Raw genomic sequence first — 17,333 nt, 5'->3', positions numbered from 1 at the left:
TGACCGGGGGAGGGCGGGGCGGATGGGGCTGCGCAGCGCGGTGGTGGTCGGCGGGGGCATCGGGGGGCTGGCCGCGGCGATCGGGCTGAACCGGATCGGCTGGGGCGTGACGGTGCTGGAGCGGGCCCCCGCCTTCGCCGACGTGGGCGCCGGCATCTCGATGCACGCCAACGGCATACGGGCGCTGGACGCGCTCGGCGTCGGCGAGGCGATCCGGTCCACCTCGCGACCGCTCTACTCGGGCGGCACCCTCACCGTCGCCGGCCGGCTGCTGTCCCGGATGGACGGCGCGGCCCTGGAACGGCGGCTCGGCACCCCCGTCGTCGGCGTCCTCCGTGCCGACCTGCACCGCGTCCTGCGCGAGGCGCTGCCCGCCGGATGCGTGCGCAACGGGGCGGAGGTGACGGACGTGCACCGTGTGGGGGAGGCGGATCTGGTCGTGGCCGCCGACGGGGTCGACAGCCGGGTCCGCGCCCAGTTGTTCCCGCACCACCCAGGGGCCGTCTACAGCGGTTCGACGGTCCTGCGGGCGATCACCGGGCACCCGCTGCCCGAGCCGCCCGCCGACCTGGAGCTGACCTGGGGCGGGGGCGCCGAGTTCGGGCACATGGTGTTCCGCGACGGGCGGATCGAGTGGCACGCGGTGATCAGCGCGCCGCCGGGTCTGCGCCACCCCGACCCGCTCGCGGCGATGCGCCGCCGCTTCCACGGCTGGCACGACCCGATCCCCGCGCTGCTGGACGCGACCCGGCCCGAGGACGTCCTGCACCACGACATCCACGAACTGGTCACGCCCCTTCCGACGTACGCCGTCGGCCGGGTCGCGCTGCTCGGCGACGCGGCGCACGCGATGACCCCCAACCTCGGGCAGGGCGCGAGCCAGGCACTGGAGGACGCGGCCGTTCTGGCGTCCTGCCTGGCCGCCGAGCCCGCCGTCGAGCCGGCGCTGCGCCGCTACGACGCCGTACGCCGTCCGCGCAGCCAGTCCGTGGCCCGCGCCGCCCGCCAGATGGGCCGGGTCGGGCACCGGCTCACCCAGCCGGTGGCCGTCGCCCTGCGGGACACCGCCCTGCGGCTGGCGCCCTCGGGGGTGGTGCTGCGCGCGGCCCTCCGACACGCCGACTGGACGCCACCCCGGCTCGGGTGACGCCCAGTCGGACACGGGGCCTTCGGATCGGATCAGCTGCTCTCGACGCCAAGGGTCAGCGTCCCGGTGTACCCGGCGGACGGTGAACTCCCGAGGGCGGTCAGGGTCAGCAGGCCGGAGGCGGCGCCGCCCTCGTCGTAGATGGAGTCCTGGGCGAGGGTGGTGCGGGTGACCGTGTTGGCCGAGTACGGGGAGAGTCTCGCGACGGCGGTCATGATCGTCTCGTTGAAGAACAGCTGGCCGGTGTGGATCTCCTGGCCGCCGGTGAAGGAGCCGTCCGAGGTCAGGGTGACGTTCGTGTGGACCTTGACGTGGATGTGGACGCACCGGCCCCGGTACCAGCCGGGGTAGACCGTGGTGATCGAGGCGAGGCCGCTGGAGTTCGTCAGCACACCGCCGCGCATGAACGTTCCGCTGTCCGGCTCGCTGTGGCCGTTGTTGCCGACGAAGCCGGAGTACTCGCCGAGGACGTCGGAGTGCCAGACCTCCACGAGGGCGTTGCTGAGGGGAGCGCAGGTGTCGTCGTCGACGACGGTGAGGGCGAGCTTCAGCGGGAAGCCCGTCTTGCCCTCGGTGATGTCGGTGCGGACGTACTGTCCGTCGAGGTAGTAGGGGCCTTCGGTCATCTCCTTCGTGAGGGTGCAGACGGCCGCGGCGGCGACGGGGGCGGTGTCGGCGGTCTCGGCTGTGGGGGCTTCGGACGTCGCGACGGCGCCCACGGCGAGGGTCGCGGCGGTGGCGCCGGAGGCCACCAGCACGGTGCGGCGTGCGATCTGGCTGCGAGTTTCCGAGGTGTCTGTCATGGGCACGGCACCGTAGAAAGGCGCTCTGTCGGGACCCTGTCAAATTGGTAAAGTGGCCGCCCGTCAAGTCCGTTGCCGGGCAGATCCAGGTGCCGCCGTCCGCCGGTGGGGCGGCCGGCGGCGAAGTCCGGGCCGGAGGCCGCTACTTGGTCGGCCGGAACCTCCAGGCCTGGAATTGGTCGCCGTAGTCGGGGGCCAGGGCGACGCGCGGCGGGTAGATCCGCAGCAGGCTCATGCCCAGGCGCAGCTCGGCGTCCGGGACGCTGATGGCGTAGGTGCCGGGCTCAACGCCGGGGATGAGGTTCCATACGCGGGGCTGGGGCAGCAGGATGGCCAGCTCGTGCATGTCCGGCTCGCCCTCGTAGCTCACCTGTTCACGCGCGTCGGGGACGCCGATGGTGTGGCCGCCGTTGCCGTCGCTCCGCAGCTCCCATGTCTGCATCAGCCCTTTCTCCGGCGGCAGGAGCATCAGTGGCGCTCCGGGTTCGCTCCCCGGGGCGGTGAGGAACTGCTGGTCGGTGAAGATGATCTGGTAGGGGCCGTCGGGCGGTAGGGCTGTCATGTGCACTCCGTGTCTCTGGGGCGTGTCCCTGGGACATGTCTCCTGGGAGGCGCCGGGTGGCGCCGTCCGCGAGCGAACCAGAGTGAACAGCCGGAAACCAGTACGAAACCCTGCATTCGACACGATCGTGTGGCATATGACGGCAAAGGGGCGACCGGGATCGGGCCCCGCTTCTCGAAGAGTTTCGAGTGGCGGCGGCGGCCATTGACGCGCAAAGGGTTCGATTCTACGGTCCCGTCCGACGACGCGACTGTCGTTCGTGATGTCGAACGACGCACCCCGCTGAAGGAGCGTCCGTATGAGCCGCACCTCCCGCAGGGCCACGCTGCTGGCCGTCCCCGCCGCAGTGTTGCTCGCCCTGACCCCCACCACCGCCGCCGCCTACCCCAACCCCGGCACGGTCACCGGATCCACCGTGGTCCACGACCCGACGATGATCCGCACCTCCGCCGGCCGCTACCTGCTGTACGCCACCGGAGGCGGCCTCGCCCACCGCACCTCCACCGACCGGATCGCGTTCAGTGCCGGCGGCGACGCCTTCTCGACCAGGCCGAGCTGGTGGTCGTCGTACGGAACGACCGAGGCGTGGGCGCCGGACATCTCGTACCAGGGCGGCAAGTACCTGATGTACTACGCCGTCTCCACCTTCGGCTCGAACAGATCAGCCATCGGACTGGCCGGTTCGGCGACCGGTCTGCCGGGCTCCTGGACGGACTACGGGACCGTCTACACCTCCACCACCTCCAGCGACTACAACGCCATCGACCCCAACCTCTTCGTCGACGACGACGGCAAGTGGTGGCTGTCGTTCGGCAGTTGGTGGACCGGGCTGAAAATGATCCGGATCAACCCGTCCACCGGCAAGCAGCTCGCCTCCGACACCACCCGCTACACCCTGGCCGCCCGCCCCACCGGGACCAAGGCCGTCGAGGCGCCGTACCTCGTCAAGCGCAACGGCTACTACTACCTCTTCGCCTCGTACGACACCTGCTGCGCCGGCACCGGTTCGACGTACAAGGTCAAGGTCGGCCGCGCCACCGCCGTCACCGGGCCGTATCACGACAAGAACGGCGTGGCGATGACGAACAACGGCGGCACACCGGTGCTGGAGTCGCACGGCCGCTCCATCGGCCCCGGCGGCCAGTCGATCATGAAGGACACCGACGGCGACCTGATCGTCTACCACTACTACGACGGCAACGACAACGGCACCCCCAAGCTCGGCATCAACCTCCTGGACTGGAGCAGCGGCTGGCCGGTGGCGTACTGACCACGTTCCGAGTCGGCTTGCAGGGCGGGAGAGGCTGTAGGAGCGTGGTGAGGGGAGGGAGTGGGGGTCATCGAGCCGGCTCGTGCACAGAACTACTCGTCCGCCCATGAGCAGGTGGTCCCATGTTCACACGCAAGTCCCGCAGCTCCCGCACGCTCACGATCACGATTCCGCTCGTCACCGCCGCGCTGGTGGGAGGCCTGGTGACGGCAGGGCCGGCGTCGGCGGTCGATACGGGCCCGGTGACTTACAAGGGCACCGTGACCTGCGAAAAGGCGTTCCCGAAAACCAAGTCGGTCGCCAAGTCGGTGACGCTGGACAGTGACGAGGACGATGCGACGGACAGCAAACTCATCGTCGTGGAAGGCCGCAGACTGAGGTACGAGATCAAGGGCTTGGAGGTCCCGCTGGACTCGAAGTTCACCCTCGTGGCCACTGTCTCGTGCAAGGCACCCAAGAAGAAGGCCGTGAATTTCACCCGGACGTTCCCGCAGGTCGACCTCACCGAGGACGAGGTTGTCAAGCTGAACCTCAAGTAGCCGCACAACGCCCCGCCGAGCCGACGGCTTGACGGGGCGTCCGCTTGCGGTGGGTCCTAGCCGGTCTGGCCCATCCCCGCCGCGTTCGGCCAGCTCTGGGCGTTGGGCCAGCCCGTGGCCGCCGCCGGGGTGAGGCCGTTGGTGCCGCGGACCTGGGCGGCGGTGAGGCCGCCGCGGGCCGGGACGCCGGGCGGGGTCGGGCCGGGGGCGGGAGCGGCCGCCGCCGGAGCCATCGCCGGCGGAGCCATCGCCGGCGGAGCCATGGCGGGGGCCATCGCCGCGGGTGCCATGGCCGGGGCCATCGCCGCCGGGGTCATAGCCGGTGCCATCGCCGGTGCCATCGCCGGTGCGGGCGCGGGCATCTGCGCCGGTACCGGCGTCGACTGGGGGAAGACCTGGGCCGCGGCGGGCAGCGGCATTCCGCCGTAGGACGGATTCGCCTGCGCCACGGCGGGCGCGGGCATCGGCATGCCGGGTGCGGCCGGGGCCGCGGCCGGCCCCGACATGCCGACGGCCTGGGCGGCAAGGTTGTGCATGCCGGCCCCGTTGGTGGCCTCCACCAGCCGGTCCACGGCCGCCGTACCCGAGCTGTAGCTGGTCCCTGCGCCCAGCTCGGGCACGGCGGCTCCCCTCCTGGTCCCGTAGAGCACCTGTTCCAGGCCGGACACCAGGCGACGCACGTCCACCTGGGGGCGCACCACGAGCCGCAGGAAGCGGCTGGAGGAGCCGATCTTGTTGCCGCACTCGCGGACCAGGATCCGGTGCTCGGTGAGCAGCCGGTCCCGGACCACGGTCCCCTCGGCGCCGACGGGAAGGCGCACGAAGAGGAAGTTCCCCTGCGAGGGGTAGACGGTGAGGCCGGGCAGCGCGGAGAGCTGGCTGGCCATCTCCAGACGGTCCCGGCGCACCTGCATCAGGCTCTGCGCGTACTCGGGGCCGTGCTCCTTCAGCATGAACACCACGTACTCGGCGAAGGCGTTGAGGTTCCACTTGGGCAGCATCGAGCGGACCCGGCCGGCCAGTGAGGGGTTCGCCACCATGTAGCCGAAGCGGATGCCGTGCAGACCGAAGTTCTTGCCGAGGCTGCGCAGCACGATGACGTTCGGCCGGATCATCGCCTCCTGCACGACGCTCGGTTCCTGCTCGGCGTCCGCGAACTCCAGGAACGACTCGTCGATGACGATCAGGTCCAGGTCGGCCATCGCGTCCATGAACTGCACCAGCGCGTGCTTGTGCAGGAAGCCGCCGTCGGGGTTGTTCGGGTTGCAGATGACGGCGACCTTGGTGCCGCGGGTCCGGATGAACTCGGCGTACTGCGCGAGGTCCAGGGCGAAGCCGCTGGACTCCTGGAGCGGGAACATGTCGACCCGCTTGCCGGTCTCCATGGGCTGGTCGGTCCAGCGGCCGAAGGTGGGGACGGGGATGGCGAGGGACTCACGGACCAGCAGGTGGTCGATCCAGGTGATCAGCTCGGTCGAGCCGTTGCCCATCGCCACGGCCTGCGGCGGGAGCTGGAGCAGGTTGCACAGTTCTGCCGTGATCGTGTCGGCGCCGCTCGGGTAGTACGTGATGATGTCGCGGAACCTGACCGACATCTCGTCGAACATCGCCGGCGTGGGGAAGTACGGGTTGCACGGGATACAGAAGTCCACCGGGCCGGTGCCCTCGCCGCCTTCTCGCGTCAGCGCCGCCATCGACGGACTGTGCGCCGCCGTGCTGCGGAACAACGAGGTGACGTTGTCGGCCATGGAACCTCCGTATGGGGCGGGTCCGGTGGGGACGCCCGGGCCCGTCGTCTTGGGGTGGCCCGCGCGGGGGAGCGCGGGCCGCTCTTACATACGAGGGTGTGAGTGACACCGTTCAACGGGTGTGAAAAAAATGTGAGTTGCGGAACCGGGGACCCGTGTTTGGCGTCGGGCCCCCGGTTCACGCCTACGCGCTGAACGTGTGGATCGTCGTCGTCCGGTACGTCTGACCGGGCCGCAGCGTGGTCGACGGGAAGGACGGCTTGTTCGGCGAGTCCGGGAAGTGCTGCGTCTCCAGGCAGAGGGCGTCGCCCTGGCGGTAGATGTGGCCGCCGGTGCCGACGAGGGTGCCGTCGAGGAAGTTGCCGGAGTAGAACTGGAGCCCGGGCTCGGTGGTGGAGATCTTCATCGTGCGGCCGGAGGACGGGTCGCGCAGGGTCGCCACGTGCGCCGGCTTCGCCGTCACACCCTTGTCGAGGACCCAGTTGTGGTCGATGCCCTTGCCGTACAGCAGCTGCTGGTTCGCGACCCGGATGTCGCGGCCGATCTCCTTGGCCCTGCGGAAGTCGAAGGGGGTGCCCGCGACCTTCGCCAGCTCGCCCGTGGGGATCAGCCCCGAGTCGACCGGCGTGTAGCGGGAGGCGGCGATGGACAGCTCGTGGTCGTAGATCGATCCGCTGCCCTCGCCGGCCAGGTTCCAGTAGACATGGCTGGTGAGGTTGACGACCGTGGTCTTGTCGGTGGTCGCCGCGTAGTCGATGCGCCAGTCGCCGTGCTTGGTGAGGGTGTAGGTGACCTTCACCTTGAGCGTGCCCGGGTAGCCCATCTCCCCGTCGACGCTCGTGTAGTACAGGTACAGGCCGACGTCCGAGCCCTTCACGAACGGCTCGACGTCCCACACGCGCTTGTCGAAGCCCTGGGCGCCGCCGTGCAGGCTGTTCGCGCCGTCGTTGACGTTGACCTGGTAGGCCTTGCCGTCGAGGCTGAACTGCCCCTTGCCGATGCGGTTGCCGAAGCGGCCGATCAGCGCGCCGAAGTACGGGGTCTTGGCGACGTAGTCCTCGAGGTTGTCGAAGCCGAGGGAGACGTTCTTGCAGCGGCCGTGACGGTCGGGGATCTCCAGGGACTGCACCACGCCGCCCCAGGAGAGGACCTTGAGCTTGGTCCCGCCGTTGGCCAGGGACCAGATGTACACCTTCGTGCCGTCGGCGAGCTTGCCGAAGAGCTTCTTCGACGGCGCCCGGCCGCCGCCGGTGGAGGCCTCGGCGGTGGAGCCGAGGGTGGTCGCGGCGAGTCCCGCCGCCGCCGCGCCCGCGATGACCGTGCGTCTGTTCAGTTCCATGTGCGGCTCTCCCGGATAAGGGTGGGGCCCCGCCGTATCGGTGGGGCCCCGGCTGACTTACGAACCGGACTTGCGCTTGTTCCACACGTCGAACCCGACCGCGGCCAACAGGGCCATGCCCTTGATGACCTGCTGCCAGTCGGTGCCGACGCTGAGGAGGTTCATGCCGTTGTTCAGCACACCGAGGACGAGACCACCGATGATCGCGCCGAGGACGGTACCCACACCGCCGCTCATGGACGCGCCACCGATGAACGCCGAGGCGATGGCCTCGAGTTCGTAGTTCAGGCCCGCCTTCGGCGAGGCCGCGTTGAGGCGGGCGGCGATCGCCAGACCAGCCAGGGCCGCGAGCACGCCCATGTTCAGGAAGACCAGGAAGGTGACCTTCTTGTCCTTGACACCGGACAGCTTCGCCGCCGGCAGGTTGCCGCCGATCGCGTAGATGTGACGGCCGAAGACGGAGTTGCGCATGACGTAGCCGTAGCCGACCACCAGCGCGCCCAGGATCAGCAGAATGATCGGCGCGCCCTTCCAGCTGGCGAGCAGCAGGGTGACGACGAGCAGCGCGGAGACGATCGCGACGAGCTTGAGCAGGAAGAGGTTGGTCGGCGGCACGTCGAGCGAGAACTCCCGCTGACGCTTCCTGTCCCGGACCTCCTGCAGGACCACGAAGGTGATCAGGATGAGGCCGAGGAGCAGCGTGAGGTTGTGGTAGTTGGTCTCCGGACCCGTCTCCGGCAGGAAGCCGTTGCCGATCTTCTGCAGCCCCACCGGGAAGGGACCGAGGGTCTGGCCCTCCAGAAGGATCTCCGTCACACCGCGGAAGGTGAGCATACCGGCGAGGGTGACGATGAACGAGGGTATGCCGAGGTAGGCGATGAAGAACCCTTGCACCGCGCCCGCCACGGCGCCCGCCAGCAGGCAGAGCGCGACGGCGACGGGCCACGGCACGTCGTGCTGCACGGTCAGCACGGCCGCGAACGCGCCCACGAAGGCCGTCAGCGAACCGACGGACAGGTCGATGTGGCCCGCGATGATCACCAGCATCATGCCGATCGCGAGGATCAGGACATAGCTGTTCTGCAGCACCAGGTTGGAGATGTTGTGCGGTGTCAGCAGGCCGCCGTCGGTCCACACGGCGAACAGCACCACGATCAGGCCGAGCGCGATCAGCATGCCGTACTGGCGCATGTTGCGGCGCATGCCGTCCAGCATCAGCTGGAGCAGGTTCCCGCCTGCCGCGCCTCCGCTCTTGCCGGGCGGCGCGGGGGCCGGGCTCTTGGCGGTCACTTCCGTGCTCATCGGGTTACCTCTTTGTCCTTCGTCATCTGACGCATCAGCGATTCCTGCGTGGCCTCGGCACGCGGGAACTCACCCGTCAACCGCCCTGCGGCCATCGTGTAGATGCGGTCGCACATCCCGAGCAGTTCCGGCAGCTCGGAGGAGATGAAGACGACCGCCTTGCCCTCAGCGGCCAGCTTGTCGATGACCGTGTAGATCTCGTACTTGGCGCCGACGTCGATGCCGCGCGTCGGCTCGTCCAGGATCAGCACGTCCGGCCCGGCGAAGATCCACTTGCTGAGGACGACCTTCTGCTGGTTGCCGCCGGACAGCTTGCCCACCGGCTCGAAGACGGTCGGCGCCTTGATGTTCATGGACGTGCGGTAGCGCTCGGCCACCTGCCGTTCCTCGTGCTCGTCGACCACACCCCGCTTGGCGACCTTCTCCAGGGCCGTCAGTGAGATGTTCCGGTTGATGGTGTCGATGAGGTTGAGGCCGTAGTGCTTGCGGTCCTCGGTGACGTACGCGATGCCGTGCCCGATCGCCTCCGCGACGGACTTGGTGCGGATCTCCCGGCCGTCCTTGAGGACCGTGCCGCCCGCGTGCCGGCCGTACGACCGACCGAAGACGCTCATCGCGAGCTCGGTGCGGCCGGCGCCCATCAGGCCCGCGATACCGACGATCTCCCCGCGCCGCACATGGATCGACACGTCGTCGACCACCTTGCGCTGCTGGTCGATCGGGTGGTGCACGGTCCAGTTGCGGATCTCCAGGGCCGGGGCAGCGCCCACCTCCGCGTCGTGCGGGGTGCGCTCGGGGAAGCGGTGGTCGAGGTCGCGGCCCACCATGCCGGAGATGATCCTGTCCTCGGTGGTCTCCTCGGACCTCACATCGAGGGTCTCGATGGACTTGCCGTCGCGGATGATCGTCACCGAGTCGGCGACCCGGCGGATCTCGTTGAGCTTGTGGGAGATGATGATCGCGGTGATGCCCTGCTTCTTCAGCTCCAGGATCAGGTCGAGGAGCTTGCCGCTGTCCTCGTCGTTCAGCGCCGCGGTCGGCTCGTCGAGGATGAGCAGCTTCACCTTCTTGGACAGCGCCTTCGCGATCTCCACGAGCTGCTGCTTGCCCACGCCTATGTCGGCGACGCGGGTCTCGGGGTGGTCGTCGAGACCGACCCGGCGCAGCAGCTCGGTGGCGTGCCGCAGGGTCTCGTTCCAGTTGATGAGCCCGCGCTTGGCGTGCTCGTTGCCGAGGAAGATGTTCTCCGCGAGGGAGAGGTGCGGCACCAGCGCCAGCTCCTGATGGATGATCACGATGCCGTGTTGCTCGCTCGCTCGGATGTCCTTGAAGCGGCAGAGCTCTCCCTCGAAGAGGATCTCCCCCTCGTAGGTGCCGTGCGGATGGACGCCGGAGAGTACCTTCATCAGGGTCGACTTGCCGGCGCCGTTCTCCCCGCAGATGGCGTGGACCTCGCCCTGACGGACGGTCAGTGTGACGTCCGACAGCGCTTTGACGCCGGGAAAGGTCTTGACGATCGAGCGCATTTCCAGGACGGGTCCCGCCATGGTCGTGCCTTCCAATCCGTGTTCGTTGACGGGCGTCGGCGCTTACTTGAGCTGGTCGGCGGTGTAGTAACCGCCCTTGACCAGGACCTCTTCGTAGTTGGTCTTGTCGACGCTCACCGGCTCCAGCAGGTAGGCCGGGACGACCTTGGAGCCGTTGTCGTAGGTCTTGGTGTCGTTGACCTCGGGCTTCTTGTCGTTCAGGGCGGCGTCGACCATGTTCGAGGCGACCTTGGCCAGCTCACGCAGGTCCTTGTAGACGGTCTGTGTCTGCTCGGCCGCGATGATCGACTTCACCGAGGCCAGCTCCGCGTCCTGGCCGGTGAGGACCGGCAGCGGCTTGCTCCCGGAGCCGTAGCCGTCGGACTTCAGCGCCGACAGGATGCCGATGGAGATGCCGTCGTACGGGGAGAGGACCGCGTCGACCTTCTTGCCGCTGTACGACTTGGAGAGGATGTCGTCCATGCGGCGCTGGGCGGTGGCTCCGTCCCAGCGCAGGGTGGTGACCTGGGTGATCTTGGTCTGGCCGGACTGGACGACGAGCTTCTTGCTGTCGATGTACGGCTGCAGGACGCTCATCGCGCCGTTGAAGAAGTACTTGGTGTTGTTGTCGTCGTTGGAGCCGGCGAACAGCTCGATGTTGAAGGGGCCCTTGCCGCTCGCCAGGCCCAGCTTCTCGACGATGTAGTTGGCCTGGAGCTCGCCGACCTTGGTGTTGTCGAAGGAGGCGTAGTAGTCGACGTTCGGGCTGTTGAGGATCAGGCGGTCGTAGGAGATGACCGGGATGTTGGCGTCCTTGGCCTGCTGGAGCACGTTGTCGAGCGACTTGTTGTCGATCGCCGCGACGATCAGTGCCTTGACGTCCTGGGCGATCAGGTTCTCGATCTGAGAGACCTGCTGTTCGGGCTTGTCCTCGCCGTAGACCAGCTTGGTCTTGTAGCCCTTGCCCTCCAGCTCCTTGACGACGTTGTTGCCGTCGGAGATCCAGCGCTCGGAGGACTTGGTCGGCATCGCGATGCCGATGGTGGCGCCCTTGGTGTCGCCCGGCTTCTCCTCGCTGCCGCCCTCGCTGTTCTGGCCGCAGGCGGACAGGGTCAGGGCGAGGGAGGCGGCTCCGGCTATGGCGGCGAGTGCGGCTCTGCGGTTACGCATGGTCATCATCCTTGATGTGTGTGCAGGGCTCGGTCTCGCGGTGCGAGGACGCTCCCGAGGGTGGCGCCGGGAAGGACCGAGAAGAACCGAGAAGAGGTGTGTGGGATTCTGCGCGCCTGTGTCGGCTTCTGTGAAGCGGGGTTTCCGGAACGTTATGACCCGATGTCGAACCTGTTCAGTTCGCCGGGCAGACGCGTGCCGAGCGGAGCCATGTCACCGTCCGCGCCGTGCCGCGCGAGCAGGTCCAGGGCGAGCCGTCCGCGCCGCACGCGCTCGCGCGCGGTGGACAGGGTCAGATCCCGGAGGTGGTGGCCGTAGGGATAGATGCCGGGGGCCTTGGACAGGCCGAACTTGAGATACAGCGGTGCGCCGCGCCGGATCAGCTCGGCGACCTCGTACATCCGGATATAGCCGCCGAGATCGTCGGGGGCCTCGATGTACATGTCCATGGGGGCGCCGGAAACCCGGCGGATCTCGGTGAGATGATCCAGCGTCAGATCGCTGGGCACATTGACCGAGTCGGCCCCGAGCCGCTCGTACACCGCGTACGAGGCCGGGTTCACGGGCCCGATGAGCGCCGACACCTTCAGTGTCGTGTCGGCCGGGATGACGCCGGAGCGCCGCGCCCGGTGCAGCGTCCACAGCACACCCTCGTCGGCGACGAGCAGGCACTTGACGCCCAACTCCGTGGCCCGGACGGCGTCCTCGACACAGCCGGCGACGGCGTCGTGGCCGCGGGCGCGCAGCCCGCCGCCCCGGGAGTCGGTCCGGGTCGAGCCGCCGATGTCCCAGGTGCCGCGCGGGCCGGTGAACAGGCAGAGCTCGATGTCGCGTTCGGCGGTCGCGTCGACCATCTCGGTGATCTCGGCGTCGGTCAGCATCCACACGCCGCTGCCCTGGCTGATCCGGTGGATCGGCACGTCCAGCCGCGAGGCCTCCTTCAGGATGACGGCCAGCGCTTCGGGACCCTCGCACGAAGGGACCTCGGTGCGCCAGCGGCCGCCGCCAGGGAAGGAGTGGGCGGAGGCGTCGGCGGGGTCGAGGGCGGGCGCGCCCAGGCCGAGCGAGGTGAGGGCCTGCTCACCGGGCCTGCGGGCTGCCGTGGCGGAAGCGTCGGTCGTCACAAGGCTGTCCTTCATGTTCGGTATTTCGGACGAGGTTCGCGGCTCAGGTCGTACGGGGCTTGGGTGTACGCCGGCACGGGGACCGTCAGGTCGCCCCCGTACCGGCGTACGGCTAGGGGTGTCTCCCGGTGTACGGGCCGGGAGGCCGGCGGGCGGGGAACCGGGGCGTCCGGTCGGCGCGCGCCGGGGTTCCTACGGCCGGAGCAGTACCTTGCCCACCTTCGGATCGCCGGAGCCCACCAGCTCGATGGCCTCCGAGAACTCGGCCAGCGGCAGCTCGTGCGTCACCAGCGGCAGCGGATCCAGCAGCCCGGCCCCGAACACCCGCACGGTGTGCGACCAGGCGTCCGGCGGTGCCCCGAAGACGGTGTGCACCTCCAGCTGCCGTACGACCAGGTCCGTCGGGTCGAGCCCGTCCGCGCCCGGCGCGGGGATCCCGGTCAGCACCAGCCGGCCGCCGCGCCTCAGCAGGGAGGCGGCAGTGCGCGCGGCGGACGCCGAACCGGCGGTCTCGATCACCACGTCGAAGTCGTCGGGCAGCTCCTGGTCCCGGGTGCGGAAGTCGGTGGCCCCGAACTGCCGGGACAGCGTCTCCCGGTCGTTGCGCGTCCCGACCACCAGCAGCTCGGCCGGGGAGCCCGCCTTCAGGAACTGGACGGCGAACATGCCCAGGGTGCCGGTGCCGACCACGGCCACCCGCTCGCCCGGCAGCGCGTTCGCCTTGATCGCGGCGGCCGCGATACAGGCGGCGGGCTCCAGCAGGGCGGCGGCGGTGAGGTCGGCGTCCTCGGGGAGCGGGTGCAGCAGCCGGGCCGGCAGGGTGAGGGTGGCGGCCATCGCCCCCGGCTGGGTGAAGCCGGTCTCCTCGTACCCGTGCGTGCACAGCGTGGTCTCGCCCGCGTGACAGCGGTCGCAGACCTGGCAGTTGCGGAAACCCTCTCCGACGACCTTGCGGCCCACCAGGGAGGCGGGGACGCCGGCGCCGACCGCCTGGACGGTCCCGGACCACTCATGACCCGGCGTCAGGGGGTAACGGACGTACCCCTCGGGCCGGTTGCCCTGGTACACCTCGCGGTCGCTGCCGCAGATGCCGACCGCGTGGACACGGACGAGGGCCTCGCCGGGGCCGGGCTCGCGCGGAGTGTGCTCCGCCAGACGGTGCTCTCCCGGCGCCTCGATGACGACCGCGGTGCTCACTGCGTGCCCTTCGGCTTGCGCTGCTCCCAGCCCTCGGCCCAGAGGTCGAAACGGGCCTGCTGCTGGGGGAACTCGGCGGCGGCCTCGACGTCCAGCTCGACCCCGAGACCGGGCGCGTCGGAGAGGTGGAAGTATCCGTCGATCACCTCGGGCGCGCCCTTGACGACCTTCTTGATCTCCGCGTCGGCGAAATCGTTGAAGTGTTCGAGGATCTTGAAGTTGGGGGAGGTGAAGCCGACCTGGAGGGAGGCGGCGGTGAGCACCGGGCCGCCCACGTTGTGCGGGGCGACGAGCACGTAGTGCGCCTCGGCGGTCGCGGCGAGCTTGCGGGTCTCCCAGATACCACCGATATGGCCGACGTCCGGCTGGATGATGTCGACGGCCTGGCTCTCGAAGAGTTCGCGGAACTCGATGCGATCGTGAATGCGCTCACCGGTGGCGACCGGGATGTCCACCTTGGCGGCGACCTTCTCCAGGGCTTTCAGGTTCTCCGGCGGGCAGGGCTCCTCCAGCCACGCGGGCTTGAAGGGGGCCAGCTCCTTGGCCAGCCGGACGGCGGTGGCGGGGGAGAAGCGGCCGTGCATCTCCAGCATCAGCTCGGCGTCCGGCCCGATGGCGTCGCGCACGGCCTCGATCAGGGAGACGGCGTAGAGGGTCTGCTGGTGGTCCAGCTCGAAGTGCCCGGTGCCGAAGGGGTCGATCTTCAGCGCCTTGTACCCGCGCTCCATGACCCCCTGGGCGGCCTTGTGGTACGCCTCGGGCGTCCGCTCGGTCGTGTACCAGCCGTTGGCGTACGCCTTGACCTTGTCCGTCACCTTGCCGCCGAGCAGCTGCCAGACGGGCACGCCGAGGGCCTTGCCCTTGATGTCCCAGCAGGCCATCTCGACGATCGCGATGCCGGACATCACGATCTCGCCGGCGCGGCCGTAGTCGCCGTACTTCATCCGGCGTGTGAGGTCCTCGACAGCGAACGGGTCCGAGCCGAGAATGTGGTTCGTCTCCGCTTCTCTCAGGTAGCCGATCAGCGCGTCGGTGTGGCCCAGCATGCGGGTCTCGCCGACACCCGTGATGCCCTCGTCGGTGTGCACCAGGACGTAGGTCAGGTTGCGCCATGGCGTCCCGACCACGTGCGTGCTGATTCCGGTGATGCGCACGGAAGTTACCCTTCGACCGTTCGAGATTTCGTCACTCGTTCGAAATGCTGGCGTGACAGTAAGGACGGTGTGAGGGGGGTGTCAATGGGTCGAACGCATAACGGTTTCGATAGTTTCGCTCAGGCGTTTCGGGTTTAGAGTGCCTGTTCCCACACAACCTTCACAGCCGCGTATAGGAACGTGACCGTCCGGGAACCTACTCTTCCCGGGTCATGGACTACTGCCACCCGTGCCGACGGCACCTCAATGGCGCCCTCGCCTGCCCGGGGTGCGGCGCACCGGCCCAACAACTACGCGCGTATCAGCCGGACGCCTACGAGCCGCAGTCGTACGAGCCGGAACCGTACGTGTCGGAGTCGTACGCGTCCGAGTCGTACGCGCCGGAGCCGTACGCAGGTCAGGCGGCGGGCGGCGCCGAGGAATCGGCCGACGCCGACGCCGACGCCGACGCCGAGGGTGGCTCGGACGGCGCGGACGGTACGGGCGACGAACCCCAGGGCCGTGCCGCGCGCCGTCGTGAGCAGGGCCGCGGGAGCCGGCGCGGCCCCTCGGGCGCGGCGGCCGCCGACACGGACGCGAGTCGTCGCGATCGCAAGGCCGCGGTCCACCGCAGGCGCCGCAGACGCATGGTGCTGATATCCGCCGGCTTCGTCCTGGCGGCGGGCGGACTGAGCCTCGCCGAACTCGGCATCGACGCGCCGGGCTTCTCCTCGCCGAACCCGGCGGCGGCCGGCGGCGAGTCGGCGGAGGTGGACGACTCGACACCGGAACCGAGCGCGACGGCGCAGCCGCTGGACGACACGACGGACGAGAACGGCTCCTCCGCCTCCCCCGACCCCTCGGACTCCCCGTCGGCGTCGGCGTCGCCGTCCGTGTCGGACGAGGCCGAGGCGAGCGAGACCCCCGACAAGGTTCCCCAGTCGGCCACCCTCCCCGGCCCCTCCGCCCCCTCCACCCCGGCCGGCTCCGCCTCCGCCCCGGCCGCCGACCCGACGACCTCCGACCCGTCCCCGCAACCGTCACCGTCGGAAACGTGCAACCGGTTCCTGTGGTGGTGCACCTGAGTCTCCGTCAGTTGAACGGAACCAGCTGAACGACACAGAACCGCGTGCGCGCCCGCGGACTCACCTCGGCGGCGCGCACCAGATACCGCCCGGCCGGGAGATCCACCCGGATCCGCTCGTCCACCTCCGACTCCCGCCCCGGCACGGCCGAGTCGCACAGCACCAGGGCTCCCGGCACGTCCCAGACGAGGCTCTCCTCCCAGACGGCGGCCTCCAGCGCCGCGCCGACACTGTCCAGGACCTCCCGCTCCGAGTCGGCGCCGATCCAGCAGACGAAGACCCCGTGTCCGGCGAGGAACGTGGCGTGCGCGGGGATCAGCCCGAGCACGAGGGCGGCCGCTCCGCCCACCTCGACGAGCCCCACGTATCCCTCGACGGCGCAGGCCCGGTCGTAGTCCTCCCAGTCGTCCCCGTCGGCTCCCCGCCACACCGGGGCCACCGCCTCGGGCAGCACGATCAGCGGCCCGCCCTCCGACTCGACCCACGCGACGCCCCCTGGATCCTGGTAGATCGCCATGGCGGGGACGCTACCGCGCACCTCCGACAGCGCCGCCGGCACACCTTCAGCGAGATTCTTGCGAGGAACCCCAGGCGTTTACGCCTGGGAGGAATGGCATCGTGTGGTGGCGACGCGGAGCGTCGCAGTGTCCGGGAGTTCGGGCGCGGAGCGCCCGCAGGGCTGTCCGGCGGAGCCGGGGCAATGCCGAACGTACGGTCGGTAGGTCGCTGAATGGTGGGACGGGTGTGCGGAAGCCGTCTGTTTGTACGGGCGGCTGTGTAGGTTCGGGTGTCATGAAGCTGGTGGTGCAGGTCAAGCTGTTGCCGACGCCCGTACAGGCGGCGGCGCTTGAGGCGACCCTGCACGCCTGCAACGAGGCGGCGTCCTGGGCGTCCGAGGTCGCCTTCGCCAAAGATGTGAAGCGGAACTTCGCGCTGCGCGAGCACACCTACTCCGAGATCAAGCAGCGGTGGGGCCTGGGTGCGCAGGCCGCCCAGCACGCCATCAAGAAGACCTGCGACGCCTACCGCACGCTGGCGGCGAACCTGAAGGCCGGGAACCTGGGCAAGCCGTGGTCCAAGCGGTACCGGCGGGCCACCGGGAAACCGATCACGTTCCGGCCCGAGGGCGCGCAGCCCTATGACGACCGGATGCTGTCCTGGCAGATCACCGATCGGACCGTCTCCCTGTGGACCCTGTCCGGGCGGGTGAAGGGGGTGGCGTTCACCGCCTCCCCGGAACAGTTGGCCCGCCTGGCCCTGTACCGCAAGGGCGAGTCCGACCTGCTGTACCGAGACAGTATGTGGTTCCTGAACGCCACCTGCGAGATCCCCGAAATCGAACCGAACGTGGATCCGGACGGCTTCCTCGGCATCGACCTGGGGATCGT

Annotated in this window: 16 protein-coding genes; 5 read left to right on the top strand and 11 right to left on the bottom strand. The window is 69.4% G+C overall.

The genetic code is table 11. The annotated features are described in order from the left end of the window. Nucleotides 1-22 precede the first annotated feature (22 nt). Complete coding sequence (locus tag ACZ6D7_RS00080) at nt 23-1,147, top strand: FAD-dependent monooxygenase (protein ID WP_469481469.1); 1,125 nt, start codon at nt 23-25, stop codon at nt 1,145-1,147. Nucleotides 1,148-1,179: 32 nt separating this feature from the next. Here the strand turns inward: ACZ6D7_RS00080 and ACZ6D7_RS00075 are convergent, their stop codons facing one another. Both ACZ6D7_RS00075 and ACZ6D7_RS00070 read right to left on the bottom strand, forming a co-directional pair. Beyond that, a complete protein-coding gene (locus ACZ6D7_RS00075; RefSeq protein WP_469481466.1) occupies nt 1,180-1,950 on the bottom strand; it encodes an intradiol ring-cleavage dioxygenase in 771 nt (256 codons plus the stop codon). 142 nt (nt 1,951-2,092) lie between these two features. Further along, entirely contained in the window at nt 2,093-2,512 is a 420-nt protein-coding gene (locus ACZ6D7_RS00070; protein ID WP_469481463.1) for a hypothetical protein, read from the bottom strand. A 298-nt stretch (nt 2,513-2,810) separates the two neighbouring features. Between ACZ6D7_RS00070 and ACZ6D7_RS00065 the strand changes: the two genes are divergently transcribed. After that, a complete protein-coding gene (locus ACZ6D7_RS00065) occupies nt 2,811-3,782 on the top strand; it encodes an arabinan endo-1,5-alpha-L-arabinosidase (protein WP_469481460.1) in 972 nt (323 codons plus the stop codon). Nucleotides 3,783-3,904: 122 nt separating this feature from the next. Continuing rightward, nucleotides 3,905-4,321: a hypothetical protein gene (locus tag ACZ6D7_RS00060; RefSeq protein ID WP_469481457.1), complete on the top strand. Its 417-nt coding sequence runs from the start codon at nt 3,905-3,907 to the stop codon at nt 4,319-4,321. Between the two features lie 56 nt (nt 4,322-4,377). Here ACZ6D7_RS00060 and ACZ6D7_RS00055 read toward each other — a convergent pair whose 3' ends face one another. The 8 genes from ACZ6D7_RS00055 to ACZ6D7_RS00020 form a co-directional block, all read right to left on the bottom strand. After that, nucleotides 4,378-6,069: a pyridoxal phosphate-dependent aminotransferase gene (locus ACZ6D7_RS00055; protein WP_469481454.1), complete on the bottom strand. Its 1,692-nt coding sequence runs from the start codon at nt 6,067-6,069 to the stop codon at nt 4,378-4,380. A gap of 184 nt (nt 6,070-6,253) precedes the next feature. After that, nucleotides 6,254-7,408 (bottom strand): aldose epimerase family protein, encoded by a 1,155-nt coding sequence (locus tag ACZ6D7_RS00050; protein WP_469481451.1) that lies wholly within the window; start codon nt 7,406-7,408, stop codon nt 6,254-6,256. A 57-nt stretch (nt 7,409-7,465) separates the two neighbouring features. Further along, a complete protein-coding gene (gene mmsB, locus ACZ6D7_RS00045) occupies nt 7,466-8,710 on the bottom strand; it encodes a multiple monosaccharide ABC transporter permease (RefSeq protein ID WP_469481448.1) in 1,245 nt (414 codons plus the stop codon). Continuing rightward, the gene (mmsA, locus tag ACZ6D7_RS00040; protein ID WP_469481446.1) at nt 8,707-10,257 is read right to left on the bottom strand and encodes a multiple monosaccharide ABC transporter ATP-binding protein; all 1,551 of its coding nucleotides are present in this window, start codon (nt 10,255-10,257) and stop codon (nt 8,707-8,709) included. Before mmsA ends, mmsB begins: the two co-directional genes overlap by 4 nt. Before the next feature lie 42 nt (nt 10,258-10,299). Then, nucleotides 10,300-11,406, bottom strand: coding sequence for a multiple monosaccharide ABC transporter substrate-binding protein (gene chvE / locus ACZ6D7_RS00035; RefSeq protein ID WP_469481443.1), 1,107 nt, complete (start codon nt 11,404-11,406; stop codon nt 10,300-10,302). Nucleotides 11,407-11,558: 152 nt separating this feature from the next. Then, a complete protein-coding gene (locus ACZ6D7_RS00030; RefSeq protein ID WP_469481440.1) occupies nt 11,559-12,545 on the bottom strand; it encodes a hypothetical protein in 987 nt (328 codons plus the stop codon). A 177-nt stretch (nt 12,546-12,722) separates the two neighbouring features. Continuing rightward, a complete protein-coding gene (locus ACZ6D7_RS00025; protein ID WP_469481437.1) occupies nt 12,723-13,727 on the bottom strand; it encodes a zinc-dependent alcohol dehydrogenase in 1,005 nt (334 codons plus the stop codon). Then, on the bottom strand, nt 13,724-14,881 hold the full coding sequence (locus tag ACZ6D7_RS00020) for a mandelate racemase/muconate lactonizing enzyme family protein (RefSeq protein ID WP_469481434.1): 1,158 nt from the start codon (nt 14,879-14,881) through the stop codon (nt 13,724-13,726). The genes ACZ6D7_RS00025 and ACZ6D7_RS00020 overlap by 4 nt, the downstream gene beginning before the upstream one ends. A gap of 212 nt (nt 14,882-15,093) precedes the next feature. Between ACZ6D7_RS00020 and ACZ6D7_RS00015 the strand changes: the two genes are divergently transcribed. Next, on the top strand, nt 15,094-15,945 hold the full coding sequence (locus ACZ6D7_RS00015; protein WP_469481431.1) for an SCO2400 family protein: 852 nt from the start codon (nt 15,094-15,096) through the stop codon (nt 15,943-15,945). A gap of 7 nt (nt 15,946-15,952) precedes the next feature. On the opposite strand, the gene ACZ6D7_RS00010 is transcribed toward ACZ6D7_RS00015, so the two are convergent. Further along, nucleotides 15,953-16,462 (bottom strand): Imm21 family immunity protein, encoded by a 510-nt coding sequence (locus tag ACZ6D7_RS00010; protein ID WP_469481428.1) that lies wholly within the window; start codon nt 16,460-16,462, stop codon nt 15,953-15,955. Nucleotides 16,463-16,737: 275 nt separating this feature from the next. Between ACZ6D7_RS00010 and ACZ6D7_RS00005 the strand changes: the two genes are divergently transcribed. Continuing rightward, nucleotides 16,738-17,333: nuclease/transposase family protein (locus ACZ6D7_RS00005; protein WP_469481425.1), on the top strand; the 596-nt coding region annotated here is incomplete at its 3' end.

The sequence above is a fragment of the Streptomyces sp. NPDC041784 genome (assembly GCF_055591025.1).
Note: the sequence above shows the minus strand (reverse complement) of the source record. Positions and strands in the feature narration are given on the sequence as shown.